At 63.4% G+C, this 13,448-nt stretch carries 9 protein-coding genes; all 9 read right to left on the bottom strand.

The genetic code is table 11. The features are described from left to right. Window positions 1–50: 50 nt before the first annotated feature. Entirely contained in the window at window positions 51–3,977 is a 3,927-nt protein-coding gene (gene tssM / locus AC1DP9_RS12045; protein WP_477107451.1) for a type VI secretion system membrane subunit TssM, read from the bottom strand. A gap of 12 nt (window positions 3,978–3,989) precedes the next feature. Next, the gene (gene tssL / locus AC1DP9_RS12040; protein WP_369823411.1) at window positions 3,990–5,303 is read right to left on the bottom strand and encodes a type VI secretion system protein TssL, long form; all 1,314 of its coding nucleotides are present in this window, start codon (window positions 5,301–5,303) and stop codon (window positions 3,990–3,992) included. After that, the gene (tssK, locus tag AC1DP9_RS12035; RefSeq protein ID WP_441591284.1) at window positions 5,300–6,649 is read right to left on the bottom strand and encodes a type VI secretion system baseplate subunit TssK; all 1,350 of its coding nucleotides are present in this window, start codon (window positions 6,647–6,649) and stop codon (window positions 5,300–5,302) included. The genes tssL and tssK overlap by 4 nt, the downstream gene beginning before the upstream one ends. Before the next feature lie 5 nt (window positions 6,650–6,654). Further along, window positions 6,655–7,212 carry a type VI secretion system lipoprotein TssJ gene (tssJ, locus tag AC1DP9_RS12030; protein ID WP_477107450.1) on the bottom strand — a complete coding sequence of 186 codons (558 nt, stop codon included), beginning with the start codon at window positions 7,210–7,212 and terminating at the stop codon, window positions 6,655–6,657. A gap of 75 nt (window positions 7,213–7,287) precedes the next feature. Next, window positions 7,288–7,770, bottom strand: coding sequence for an Hcp family type VI secretion system effector (locus tag AC1DP9_RS12025; RefSeq protein ID WP_092293790.1), 483 nt, complete (start codon window positions 7,768–7,770; stop codon window positions 7,288–7,290). 115 nt (window positions 7,771–7,885) lie between these two features. After that, window positions 7,886–9,388: a type VI secretion system contractile sheath large subunit gene (gene tssC / locus AC1DP9_RS12020; RefSeq protein ID WP_092293792.1), complete on the bottom strand. Its 1,503-nt coding sequence runs from the start codon at window positions 9,386–9,388 to the stop codon at window positions 7,886–7,888. Window positions 9,389–9,416: 28 nt separating this feature from the next. Further along, window positions 9,417–9,953 (bottom strand): type VI secretion system contractile sheath small subunit, encoded by a 537-nt coding sequence (gene tssB, locus AC1DP9_RS12015; protein WP_092293794.1) that lies wholly within the window; start codon window positions 9,951–9,953, stop codon window positions 9,417–9,419. Window positions 9,954–10,116: 163 nt separating this feature from the next. Next, entirely contained in the window at window positions 10,117–10,680 is a 564-nt protein-coding gene (locus AC1DP9_RS12010; RefSeq protein WP_092293796.1) for a fimbrial protein, read from the bottom strand. A gap of 32 nt (window positions 10,681–10,712) precedes the next feature. Continuing rightward, window positions 10,713–13,391, bottom strand: a complete 2,679-nt coding sequence (locus AC1DP9_RS12005) for a fimbria/pilus outer membrane usher protein (protein WP_477107449.1) — start codon at window positions 13,389–13,391, stop codon at window positions 10,713–10,715. Window positions 13,392–13,448 lie beyond the last annotated feature (57 nt).

The following is a 13,448-nucleotide window of genomic DNA, read 5'->3' as shown; positions in this document are numbered from 1 at the left end:
TCCCTATTGCAATCACCAGTCTGTTTCCATCGTCGTCGGCACGGCCGGCGCTACGCGCCTTTCGGGCAGGCGAAACCCCTGAGAAGCTGGCCGGACAACGCATTCGCGTGCCCGCCCGTCACGAGTTCCAGTGCGGCATGGCGGTCGTCGAATGTAAAATCCACGACCATGCGGCTGGCCGAGGCCGTGCCAACTGGCCGCCCTCGGTCGATCAGCCGGAACAGCGCCCACGGACCCGATGTCACGATCGTCGACGTGTCGGGCCGGATCTTCGGGCTGGCCGACATGCCGGCCACCGCCCCGCCGCGTGGGCCCGGCCATCCGAGCTGGAATGTCACGACCGGGCCATGTGCATAGCGAATCTGCTGGCCGTCGATGTCGAGCGAGAGTTCCAGAATCTCGGGGTCGAGATTGGCCACCCGGGCGTCGACCTTCCACGCCATGCGCTTCCCGCCCGATTCGCGGAAGAACGTCTCGCGGATGGCCGCAGCCCGTTCGAACGGCTCCAGGCTCGGCCCGTGGACGGGCGGCATGCCCGGGCTGAGCGCCTTGTAGCGCCAGGGCCGCGAACTGGTATCCACGTTCGGCGCGAGCGTCCGGGTGAAGAAGGCATCCAGCAGGCCATCGGCCGCGAAGATGTGGTGGAAGTCTTCAATGTCCACATCCTGGCTCGCCCCTGCCACGAACGGATACTTGCCCGCAATCGCCCGGCGGCACGCCGCACCGACCGATGATTCGAGTTGGGATGCCAGCAGCGTGCCAACGCCCGCGTTGACCTTCTGCGTCACCTGGACCGATATGCCGGCCAGCACGGCGCGGAATGGCGCGGGGAGCTTCTCGGCTTCCAGTTGCAGCATCGTGCCGATGTCGACCGCCGGCGGCATACTGTTCGCCGCAAGCGCGGCGCCCGCCACGGAAAGCCGGGTGTACTGCTCACCCAGCAGCGCCATGATGCCGCCCAGCTGGAGCGCATTGCCACCGGAACCGGCCGCCGCCACTGGCGCGCTGGCGGGTGTCGTGCCGGCACCCGAATCGGCGTGCCCGGTCACCACTTCGCGCAGCGCTGCAAAACGGTTGTCGACCAGATCGCGCTCCACGCGGCGCAGCCGGTTCGTGCCGCCAAGCGCGGACGCAGCACTGGCAGCCCGTGTCACCGTATGGAGCCGCGCGGACATGCCAGAGGCCGTGACGACCTTCTGCGCGGTATTGACGCCATCATCCTCGTCATCCGCGACCGACAGCGATGTCTCGCGTATTGCCGTACGGGCCAGTCGTGCCAGCGGGGAATCCGCTGAAGACAGAATGCGCAGGATCTGAAGATCGAGCACCGTTGAACCACCCTGCTCCGCCGCGTCCGGCATCGCGGGCCGCACGCTTTCCAGGAAACGCTGCCAGTAGTTGGCGTAGTCAATCAGGTATTGACGGCGGATGTCCTCCGCCAGCGGCGAACTGGCCATCAGCGTGGCGACGTCCTGGCCGTAGCCAGCCTTCGCCTGCAACTCAGTACGCCCCATGATCCAGGCATCCGCAGGCTGAGCCTTGACAAGGAAGTGCGCCAGCCGCCGCGCGAATACCTTGTGGTAACCATCGTATGTGTAGAGGCCGGGCACGCCCTGCTCGAGCAGCGCGCTGTCCGCGAGCGTCAGCACCGAACCGGCCTGCAACCCCGCAGCGCGCGCCAGGGTGATCGGCTCGGGCGCCTCCTTGGCCATCTCCGCCATGGCTCGTTCATAGAGCCGTCGCGGCGCCGGGTTGCTGCTCAGGTAGCGACGCGCGCGGTCCACGAGCAACGCGTTTTGTGGCGTGCTCGGCGACAGGTCGTCGCCATCGAACAGCGCCTGAAGGTGCTGGCGCATCCGATGGGGCTCGCCGAACGCTGCGCTGCTGTCCGACTGCTCCCAGTCCTTGAGCACCCACGCCTTGAACACTGCGGCGTCGAAGTGTTTCCTGTCGTACAGCATCAGGTAGGCCGTCAGGGCGCTATAGACGCCATCGGGGTCACCAGCCTCCATTCGCGCATCGAGCGAATCCTCCAGACGCCGTACGACATGCGGCAGCAGCATCTGGCGCAACAGGATGGCGTAGGTGCTCCCCGAGGCATCCATGACGGGGGGTGCGGCGTAGAGCCCGTACCGATAGTCCAAGCCAGGATTGGCGAGATCGAGCTGCCCGAGGTGCGGCAAATCTGCCGACGCATTCAGCATGCCGGGCAAGGCCGTCGGCTCGCGCCGCTTGCGATAGCCCTTGACCCGTTCGTCAAGCGCGGTCACCTTCGCCTCGATGGCTGTCAGATAAGCGTGATTATTCTCAAAACTCGTGGTGAGCGCATAGACCAGCCAACCACACACCACGACTGACGCCAGATAGCTCGCTGCGCGCATCGCCCGGAAGCGGAGTTCCCAGCGCTGGTTCGGCCGAACCAGGTGTGCTTCCGGCACGATCACCTGCTGGAACAGGTTGTGCAGGAAGTAGCTGCGATAGCCGGAAATCTCGGCGCCCGCGGCACGCGAGGCCTCCGCCTCCGCTCCGGTTTCACTGGGCACCGAGCGGACCCCGCCGCCGCGCAGCCGCTGGAGCAGCGTGGTCTTGTCGGCGGCAATCGCTACGTCCGACTGCATTGCGCTCGAGAAGTACACGCCGCGCAGGGCACTGTCGATCTGCGTGCTGTCGTAGCGTGAGTCCATGAATACGAGCGACACCACATCGAGCACCACACCGGCCAGGCAGCCGAATTCCGCCGGCAGCGCGTAGAGACGCTTGCGACGTTCGGTCTCGTACTCCTCGATCAGTCGATTGTTGACGCCCGCCTCCAGGCGGTCGACAAGCACCCCGACTTCCTCGACGCACCGTTCGCGCAGATCATTGACACGACGTGCCGCACCGTCTTCCGGAGCGGAGACCGCGATGCCCCATACCTGGGCACGCCCTTCCGCCGTCAGTGACTGGAAGTACTCGCTGAAGCCTGGCAGCACATCGACCTTGGTCACGAGCACATACACCGGGAAGCGAATCCCGAGTTCCTTGCGTAGCTCGGTCAGCCGGGTGCGCAGCGTGGCCGCGAGAGCGATCCGCTCATCGGCCGACTTACCCAACAACTCCGAGGCGCTGAGTGCCAGCACCACGCCATTGACGGGCGCGCGCGGCCGGTGCTTGCGCAGCAGGCCCAGGAAGCCCATCCACTCCGTCTTGTTGCGCTCGGGGTCCTCCGTCTCACCGGCGCGATGATCGGCATACCGGCCGGCCGTATCAATCAGAACCGCCTCATTGGTAAACCACCAGTCGCAGTAGGTCGTCCCTTCCGGCGCCTTCAGCGAGACGGCATTCATCTGGTCCGCCTCCGGGAACTCGAGCCCGGAATTCAGGGCGGCAATGGTCTTGCCCGCCTCCGGGGTGCCCAGCATCATGAACCACGGCAGGTCGTAGAGCTGGCGGTCACTTTCGAAGTACCGCTTCAGGCCAAGCCCGTGCCCGTGAATACGCCGGATATGCTGGACAGCCTTGCCGACAATGGCGCCAAGCACGTGCAGTTCATCGCGCGGCCGCGCGGCCGCGTCATCGGACGAGCCGAAGATGCGCTTGACTAGGGCCTCGTTGTTGCGCAATGCGCCCCACAGACGCCAGGCGCCGTAAACCCCATAGGCAATGACGATCAGCACGATGCAGATTGTGCGCGTGCCGTAGGAGGCCAGTGGACGAACCTCGCCGAATGCGAGGAGCGGGCCGAGATGCCACAGCAGCACGCACAGGGCGGCCACGGCGAGCGGGCTATACGGCCAGCTACGCAGCCAGCATACGTACAGCGCGACCAGCATTACGATGGCCGTCACCCGTAATGACAGATCGCCAAGAGGATGATGGGCACCGAACGCGAGCCAGGGGCCGAGGAACCAGACGGCGAGCCCCAGCGCCACGATGGCGAGGAATGCCAGCATCGCCTTCGAGAACAGGGGAGAGAAGAAGGTCTTCAAGTTATGCATGCTGCTTCCGCGCTACTGCGTCACCATGACTTCCACGCGCCGGTTGCGGGAACGTCCTTCCGCCGTGCCATTGCTGGCCACGGGTTGCGCATCGCCACGGCCATGCACCGCGATACGATTCGCGGGCGTACCGCCCGACTCCAGAATCTTCGCGACAAAGGCCGCGCGCTTCTCGGACAACTGCTCGTTGCTCGCAAAGTCCCGCGAACGGATCGGCAGGCTGTCGGTATGGCCGGTGACGACGACCTGGCCGCCCACGCGGGCCACCTCTTTCGCCACCTTCTCGAGGGTCGGGTACATGTCTGCACGAACTTCGTTCTTGCCGGAGGCAAACATCGAATCGCCCTTGAAGATGACCAGGCTGCGTCGCTCGTCCTCATCCACGCTCACGAGGCCGCGCGTGACCTCGTCCTTGAGCAGGATCGAGAGGCGGAGCCGCGCCGGAGCCTGCACTGATCCACGCGGAATGCTATGGATGCGCGCATTTAGCGCGCTGCCGGCCGTGAGCAACTGATATTTGTACCAGGCGAACAAGCCGAACACGATCACCGCGGCCACTGCGGCCAGGCTCCATGGCGGAACGCCGCGCAATGCGCGCAGGCGCCCCGCCTCGGCGGGCTTCCAGCGTGGGGAGAGTTCGACCGGCACTGCGTCGCGGGCGCCGGCGACCAGCGCGGCAAGGCGATGCCGCACCTGCTCCAGATGACGCCGGCCATCCTCGATCACGCTGTACCGGCCCTCGAAACCCAGGCCAAGGATGCGGTACAGGATCTCCAGCACGTCGATGTAGGTTTGCGGATCAGCAGCCATCCGGCCGATCAGCAGGAATACCTTCTCACCACCGTCGTTCTCGCCTTCGAACGCAATCAGCAGGCTGTTACGCGCCCAGGCACCGCCGCCGCCCCATCGTGTACGGTTTGCGGCTTCGTCGAGCGCCGTGCACAGGCAGTAGCGCACCGCCGCCATATGCGTCCAGTGGAGGTTGGCACGCTCACAGAGGGTCTGGAAATGGTCCACTTCGCGCGCGAGCAGCAGGCGCAGCGCGCGGATCTCTTCCTGCGATGCCATCGTCGCTGGCATGTCGGCCAGCAACCGCAGTAACGGGCTCGCCGCTTCCATGAGCGGATTCCTGGCTAGCTGCACCGTCTCGAGCCGCCGTTCGGCGTCCACCGGCGGATCGAACGCGAACAGCACTTCGGCCTCCACCGGCGACGTACCATCGCGCGGCACCGCCACTTTTGCGCCCGATGCCGTCTGCACGTCAGTCACGCCACCCTCCGTGAGAAACGCGAAGTCGTCCGACGATTCAAGATTTCCGGCGCTCACTTATGACGCACTCCCCACAGTTCCAGCTTCAGCTCGGGGAAACTGCCGGCGATATGCATCGCCAGGGCACCCTGCTGAGCGATCTGGTCCCAGAACACGCCGGTTCGGGACAGCTCGAAGTAGACGTAATTCGCATTGAACGGAATCTGGCGCGGCGGCACGGGAAGCGCCAGCATCTGGAGCCCCGGCAGGTGCGAACGGATCAGTTCCGGCAGGCGCTGAGGCTGGCTGATCTTGGCCTGTGCGGCGAACTGTTGTTGCAGGACGTCTGGCGACATCTGCGCACCCACGGCAAGCACAAGCGTCTCGAAACTGGCCAACTCAGCGGGCAGCATTGTCGCAAGGCGAATGCCATGCGGCTGCTCCACGAGCGGAATCGGTTGCGCGCCACGTATCAGCACCTGGTTCAGCAGGTGATGGACCTCGGTTACTAGCGGATACAGGCTCTCAAAGAGTCGCGCATGGTCGTAGCCCGGCGCAAGCTCGGGCCGCCGCGTCTGCGGACGCACAAAGGTCGCGAGGTCGCCGGACAGCAAGAGCAGCGCGCGGTAGAGCTCGACGGGCGAGGTCTCGCCGATCTGCCCGATGTGTTCGAGCAACGGCTCATGGCGGTTGAGCACCTGCAACAGCAGATAGTCGGCGACTTCGGCTACGGCACCCGTGCGCCCATGGCTGCCTGACAGCCGGTTCGCCAACGCATCGGCGCGTAGCTTCGCCAGGCCATGCAGCTGCGTCACCCATTCTCGCAACAAGGCGTTGGCGCCAAAGTGCACAACGGGCGGGATATGGTCGCGCTCATGGAGGATGACCGAACCGTCGGGCTGCAAGCTCTGGATGCGCGCTACGGCGATGCCGATCCAGGACTGGCTCAGTTCCTTCTCAGGCAACAGCCGCAGCCGCAGGTTAGCCATCTGGACCGGCTTCGGACCTTGGCCGATCGCATTTGCATCGCGTAGCGCTTCGTCAAAGGCAAGATACCGCGCCAGCGACCCCGCCTGCTCCTCGAAGATCGTCTCCTCGGTGTTGGCAAGGCGTAGCGGCACGGCGAGGTAGATCAACTGGCCGAGATGCTCGGGAGTGATCGTCAGCGGCGGTGGCGGTGGCGCCTCCGTTGGCGTGTCGAACGGTGTGCCATCGGGAAAGATTCCCGATCCGCGTTTGATCGCCAGCTTGCCGAAGGACAATGCACTCTGATCGATCTCATACTGGCTGAATCCCCATGAGAACGGACTAAGCGTTGTCACACACCGCTGTGCGACATACTCGAGATAGCGCTCTTGCTGCTGAAACAGCTGAGGGCGCAGGAATAGTCCTTCACTCCAGACGATCTTATTGTGATAGCTCATGGCAATCAGTTGACCTCAGTAATCGAAACAGCTTGACCGCGTGCCTCGATCTTCAGGGCGACAGTCCTGTCGGGCACCACCGCGCGGTACCAGGCTGCATCGGGTGCCTCGGGCAGGCGCCACGTGGCGCGCCATACGGACTTGCCTAGTTCGCGGTAACCAACCAGCACGCCAATCGCTGTTGTGGCCGGATTGGATTTGCGTTCGATACGCTCGTCGGTGCCGGGCCGCATGATGAACTCGTCGACAGCAAGCAGGTCGGCGGCAAGCACCTTCTTGTCTTCGTTCTGAAGCGTAAAGAAGTCGGCGCTATCGAACGCCGCAGCGGACTTCAGTTCGTAGACGCGCACCATCACCGGCGCAGCGCGGCCTTGTTCATCGCTATTCAGGTTCCCGCTCGTCTCGATCAGGAGCTTCAACTGCAACGGCTCTTTCCGCGTCGGTGCAGTGCTGCATCCTTGCAAGACCAGGCACACCATCAGCAACAACCACCCGATCGCCATCCACCGAGTGGCGCGGGTGCCGGCCAATCCGGTGGGGGTCAGATCAAAGCGCATGGACATGTTCGATTCGGTTTGGCTGCACGCAGTGCAATCCGGCCGCCGAATCGCAACCGGATTGCACGACAACCAGGAGGGTCAGGCCGTGTTCTTCTTGACGTCGAACGTTGCGGTGATCACGCCGCCGCTGCCGCCCTGCGCGTTCTGCACCACGTATTCCTGCTTCAGGCGGGAGAACGACAGACGCACGATCTCGCGCGGACGAGCTTCGTCGGAGCTAAGGCCAGAAGGGCTCACCTGCGTCACCAGCAGGTCGTTCATCGTGAACTTGATGTACTCGAGCGGGCTGCCGCCGGCCTTGCGCACCACCAGACGAGCCTCGTCGATATGCTTGCCCAGCAGGCAGTACTGCACGAGATTCGGGCTGGCACGGTCGATATAGTGCTCGAACTGCAGGTCATCGACAGTGGCCTTGCCAGCGCCACCGCCAGAGCCGGCGTGCATGTTCGATTGCTGGCTGACGCTCCACGACCAGCTCAACACCTCGATCTCGCTCTTGTGGACGCTATCCTCGGACTCGCCATCGATGCCGTTGATCTTCAGGAAGATGTCTTGTGCCATAGTGAGAATTTCCTTGTTCAGTAGATATGACTTACCCATGGCGGGCTTGTTTGACGAGCCCCCGCCCTGACTCGGAGTAGCGTTCGCAGGCGCGACGTACGCCGCGCCACGATGCTCAGGCGGCAGCCTTCACCAGCGGCAGTTTCGCGACGAGTCGCAGCGATACCGTCAGGCCCTCGAGCTGGAAATGCGGACGCAGGAAGAACTTGGCCTGGTAGTAACCGGGATTGCCCTCGACATCCTCGACCACCACCTCCGCAGCGGCCAGCGGACGGCGCGCCTTGGTTTCCTGGCTCGAATTTGTCGGGTCGGCGTCAACGTAGTTCATGATCCATTCGTTGAGCCATTGCTCCATTTCCTCGCGCTCCTTGAACGAGCCGACCTTGTCGCGCACGATGCACTTGAGGTAATGGGCAAAGCGCGAGCAAGCGAACAGGTAGGGCAGGCGCGCCGACAGGTTGGCGTTGGCCGTGGCGTCCGGGTCGTAGTACTCGGCAGGCTTCTGCAGCGACTGCGCGCCGATGAACGCCGCGTAATCGGTATTCTTGCGGTGAATCAGCGGCATGAAGCCGTTCTTCGACAACTCGGCTTCACGGCGATCCGAAATAGCGATCTCGGTCGGGCACTTCATGTCCACGCCGCCATCGTCGGTCGGGAAGGTATGGCAGGGCAGGTTCTCGACCACGCCACCGCTTTCCACGCCGCGAATCAGGGTGCACCAACCGTAGCGCTTGAACGAGCGGTTGATATTCACTGCCATCGCGTAGGCGGCGTTCGACCACGCGTACTTCTGGTGATCGGAACCGTCGGTTTCTTCCTCGAAATTGAATTCATCTACCGGATTGGTGCGCACACCGTACGGCAGACGGGACAGGAAGCGCGGCATGGCCAGGCCGATGTAGCGCGAATCCTCCGAGGACCGCAGCGAATTCCACGGTGCATATTCGAGGTTTTGCGTGAAGATCTTGGTCAGGTCGCGCGGGTTGGCGAGCTCCTGCCACGAATCCATTTGGAGCACTGACGGCGAGGCACCGCTGATGAATGGCGCATGCGCGGCCGCAGCCACCTTTGCCATCGAGCCGAGCAGGTCGACGTCGGCTGGCGTGTGGTCGAAGTAGTAGTCAGCCACCAGGCAGCCGTAAGGCTCGCCGCCGAGCTGCCCGTACTCTTCCTCGTAAATCTGCTTGAACAGGGAGCTCTGATCCCACGCCACGCCCTTGAACCGCTTCATCGTGCGGCGCAGCTCTTCCTTCGAGATATCCATGAAGCGGATGCGGAGCTTCTCGTCGGTCTCGGTATTGGTAACCAGGTGGTGGAGCCCGCGCCAGGCGCTTTCCAGCTTCTGGAAGTCCTCGTGGTGCAGGATGAGGTTGATCTGCTCGGACAGCTTGCGGTCAATCTCGCCGATGATGGCCTCAATGCTCTTGTAAGCATCGTCAGACATCGTCACGGCATTGGCCAGCGCCTGCTCCGCAAGGGTCTTGACCGCGTTCTCGACGGCCTCGCGCGCCTGCTCGGTCTTCGGCTTGAATTCCTTCGTCAGCAGCGCATTGAAGTCGGATTGCCGGTCGAGCGTCTGCGCCGTCGCGGCCTTGTATTGCGTGTCACGTGTTGCCATGTCTTGTACTCGGTTGCGGTTGCGGTCCTTACTGCGCCTGGGCCTTGTCGTCGGCCTCGTTCGCCGCTTCGGGGCGCGGTGCCTTGGCCAGCGCGTTCAGCAGCGCGGGATCCTTGAGCACCTGTGCAACCAGGCCCTCGGCGCCGGACTTGCCGTCCATGTAGGTCTGGAGGTTGGCAAGCTGCGTGCGAGCCTCGAGCAGCTTGGCCAGGACATCGACCTTGCGGGCGATGGCAGCAGGCGAGAAGTCATCGATGCTCTCGAAGGTCATGTCCACCATCAACTGGCCCTGATCCGACAGCGTGTTCGCCACCGGGAAGGCTACACGCGGCTTCATCGCCTTCATGCGCTCGTCGAAGTTGTCGACATCGATGTTGAAGAACTTGCGGTCCGCCACTGGCGGCAGTGGATCCACCTGCGTGCCGGACAAATCGGCAAGCACGCCCATCACGAATGGCAACTCGATCTTCTTTTCCGAGCCGTAGATCTCGACGTCGTACTCGATCTGCACGCGCGGCGCGCGGTTCCTCGCAATGAACTTCTGTGAACTGTTGGATGCTGACATGGAATACTCCGTCGAATGCATGATGATGTGGGACTTGCCGTGAGAACCGCGGCCCCCTTTCCGGCCACAGGGCCTGCGAGAAGCATGTTAGGTCTCGGGGCAGGCGCGGGATATAGGAAACGTTCGAAAGTTCCGAGTCTTGTCAGAAGTTTCTGAGCTAGCGTCAGCGCACCTCAATGAAGTACCAGGTGCCGGCCGTCACCGACCCCGGAGTTGTGGCTCCCGTCGCGTAGTACCGCGCAATGAATGAGAGCGACATCAACCCTGTCGAGGACATCGGAAACATCGGAGTCGTGGAGTCATCGCCTACCGCGATCGGCGTCCCGTCCGCCTTGAGCAGTTGCACCTGGACGTTCTGCGCGGTGCCACTGGATATCAGTCGCCCATCGATCTTCCTAAAGGTGACGAACGAGACTGCCACGGGCTCTTGGCCGCCCTCGCATACCAGGTTGATCGTGAACGCGGTGTCGCCCGCTGTGTCTCCGGCTTTTTTTAAAGCAGCGGTGGGGATGCTTGGCAGCGTGACGCTTTGCCGCACTGCCCCTGTGTGGCGGCAGGTTTGCGTAACGTACTTCCCCGTGAAATTCAACGCGACCGATGGTTTTGTGCCATCCGCGAAGGCAGGGAAACACAGCACGGTCAGGCTCGCAGCCAACGACGTCCGCAGCTTCCGTGGTGAGCACCTCAGCGTCTGCTGTGTGACGGGCAACTTCGCGTGCATCTTCATTCTCGGGGATCTCCACTCACATCGATTCCGCTTCAGCTCGCCGCTGCCACGCAGCGCAGTATCAGGCGCGTGGCCGAGTCACCGCCCCCGCCCGCACCCGCGCCAGCAGGCATCTCGTACGGGAGGTCGCATGACTCGTTCGTCAATTCGCCCCACCGCGCACGCAGTGCGCCCCTGCCCGCCAGACCGCGCAGGAACGCCAAACCACCCTGCCCCACGATCCCCATCGACTTTCCGTCGGCGGCGAACAAGGCGGTGCCCAGCGGCAGGGCCTTGCCGGCCGCGTCATGCATGGCCACCAGCGCCGCTTTGCCTGTGACGGTTGGCATCTTCACGAGCACAAGGGCGTTGAGGCGCGGTACGACCTCGTCACTGGAAGTCTCCAGTTCCACGTCATCTGGCAGGTCAGTCGGGTCGATCGCCACCCGGTTCACGCGGTAGGGCGTCAAGGACGGCAGCAAGGCATAGCCATTGCCGTCTATGCGCGCGCCTTGACCGTTGACAATCCGCCCGCCTTCCGCGCCCTTGGCTTCGACCAGTGCGGCAGCCTGGCCAAGCGGCGGCCCCAATGTGACGCCGCCAGCGTGCGCGACCATGCTGCCGTCCGCGTTCAGGCCGAACTGGCGGCCCTGGTTCCCGATGGAGGCGTTCGCGGCGTATGTGCCATAGCGCGAGCGATAGGTGGCGTTGCCACCGAGCAGATTCGTTTTGTCGCCAGCGCTCGATGTCCGTTGGGCGTTGATGCCGTACGAAATGGGCGCTTCCCCCGCAGTGGACCCATTGAGGCTGGCCTGGAAGGCGCTGTCGCCGTTGGTGTCCACTGTCAAATTCGTCGACACGGAATCGAACGGACCGCGATCCACCGCGGAGTTGCGGCCGAGGGAGATCGTCAGGTTCACGCCGAACAGGGTATGTCTGGCGCGGTTTTGGTCGAACGACTGCTGCGCGTAGATCGTGTATCCAACCCGGCCGCGCCCGCCGCTGAACCCAGCCTGATACTGGGTATCTCGTCCGCGACGGCCATCCCAGTAGTCCTGCGTGCTGCCTGAGAGATACACGGAGCCCATCGTGCCGAGCGGCTGATTGATGCTGAGCTGCAAGCGGTTGCGCGTGCGATAGCTCATCAGGTTGCCGGCGGGATTCCGCACGTTCCGCGCGTAGATGGCGTCGCGCAGGCTGTAGAAGCCATTTGTCGAATATCGATAGGCACCTAGCAAGACATTCGTATCAATGCCGGGAATGCGTTTGCTGTAGCTGACGCGCCAGCTGCTGCCCGTATGCGAACTGCTCGGTAGTTCCGTACGCGCCATCGTCACATCCGCTGAGACTGCCCCGATCGGCGTGTTGACGGCGAGGCCGAGCAAGCCTGAGTTGTAACCCTCGGAGCCCAGGACACCCGTATAGCCGGTCAGCATATTGTTCAGGCCGCGCTGGATGGTTGCTTGCACCACCCATGGCTCATCCTGAACGAGCTGGTCGCGGTACTGGCCTGCGGACACGTTGAACTTCGTGAAACCGGGGCGCAGCAGGTTAGGGACGGCGGCAAAGGGCACCAGAAAGGTCTGTCGCCGCCCATCCGCTTCTTCCACCGTAACGCGCAGATCTCCGCAGTAGCCGATCGCCGGTAGGTCGGCGAGTTCGAACGGCCCTGGCGGGACGCTCGTCTCGTAGAGAATGTCGTTGTTCTGGCGGACGATCACGCGCGCATTGCTTTCCGCCACGCCACGTACGATGGGCGCGTAGGCACGCATCGAGTCGGGCAGCATCCGGTCTTCACTGGATACCTGAACGCCCCGCACACTGAACGAATCGAAAACTTCACCGGTCGTGAAGCTGTCGCCGAGCGTCAGGCGGCTGCGCCAGGACGTGATGTCTCGCTCGACGTAGGTCGCCAGGTTATTCCAGCGCATACCGCCCTGGCTGCTGTTCCAGTCAAGCGTGGAGCGCTGGCGAAAGCGCCATTGGCCCAGATTCAAGCCCAGTTGCAGGCCAAGATACGCACTGCTCATGTCGGCGCCAGATTGATTGGCGCTGTATGTACTGAAGTTGTACTGGAGAAGCCCCGCCTTGATGCCGGCGTCCCACAGGGCGGGGCTCACGTACCCGTATGGCGTCTGCACCATGCTCGCCTGGGGCACGGTGATACCGAGTTGCAGTTCCGCGATGTCGAGTTCGACCTGTGCGTCAGGAACAAGGTCCGTCAGTCGGATGCATTGGTCCGCTTCGCTGAAGGCAGCGTCTTCTGCTGCGTGATGGGATTGGGCGCCAGCGTCGTCCGCGCTAGATCGAAGCGCCTTGTCAACATCGACGCCCAGACCGCGCAGCGCCGCGATGGTGAAGCAAGGCTCCGCCACGTCACTGTCTGCCACGGCGACAAACTGGACTTCGCGCTGCCCCTGCGATTTTCCATTGAGCGACAGATCCACGTCGTATACGCCGGGCGGCACGGGGTTGCCATTCGTGAAGCGGGAAATGCTCACGACCTGGCCGTTCAGGAACGCTGGATTGAACTGCACCGAGGCGAGCTTGGGCCGATGACGCCGCTTGCTTCGCTCCCGCGGTCCCGCCTTGAGCGTTTCAATTTCCTCGATCGGTACGCCACCTGGCTTCGATTGCACTGCTTCTGCATCCGGCCCGTAGCACACAAATGCACCAAGGACCATCATCGTCCGTGCCCACGGACGCACAGCCAAACGATGCCTGGTGCTCATAGAAACATTTCGCCTTGCTTTGATGTGATCACGCCTACTCAGCGGCAGCATCAGCGG

It is taken from the genome of Cupriavidus sp. 01L43, assembly GCF_056399925.1.
Note: the sequence above shows the minus strand (reverse complement) of the source record. Positions and strands in the feature narration are given on the sequence as shown.

What these genes read in the sequence shown, in the direction of transcription:
- tssM (WP_477107451.1), bottom strand. Translation starts at nt 3,977, where the DNA reads ATGCATAACTTGAAGACCTTCTTCTCTCCCCTGTTCTCGAAGGCGATG.
- tssK (WP_441591284.1), bottom strand. Translation starts at nt 6,649, where the DNA reads ATGAGCTATCACAATAAGATCGTCTGGAGTGAAGGACTATTCCTGCGC.
- tssJ (WP_477107450.1), bottom strand. Translation starts at nt 7,212, where the DNA reads ATGTCCATGCGCTTTGATCTGACCCCCACCGGATTGGCCGGCACCCGC.
- AC1DP9_RS12025 (WP_092293790.1), bottom strand. Translation starts at nt 7,770, where the DNA reads ATGGCACAAGACATCTTCCTGAAGATCAACGGCATCGATGGCGAGTCC.
- tssC (WP_092293792.1), bottom strand. Translation starts at nt 9,388, where the DNA reads ATGGCAACACGTGACACGCAATACAAGGCCGCGACGGCGCAGACGCTC.
- tssB (WP_092293794.1), bottom strand. Translation starts at nt 9,953, where the DNA reads ATGTCAGCATCCAACAGTTCACAGAAGTTCATTGCGAGGAACCGCGCG.
- AC1DP9_RS12010 (WP_092293796.1), bottom strand. Translation starts at nt 10,680, where the DNA reads ATGAAGATGCACGCGAAGTTGCCCGTCACACAGCAGACGCTGAGGTGC.
- AC1DP9_RS12005 (WP_477107449.1), bottom strand. Translation starts at nt 13,391, where the DNA reads ATGAGCACCAGGCATCGTTTGGCTGTGCGTCCGTGGGCACGGACGATG.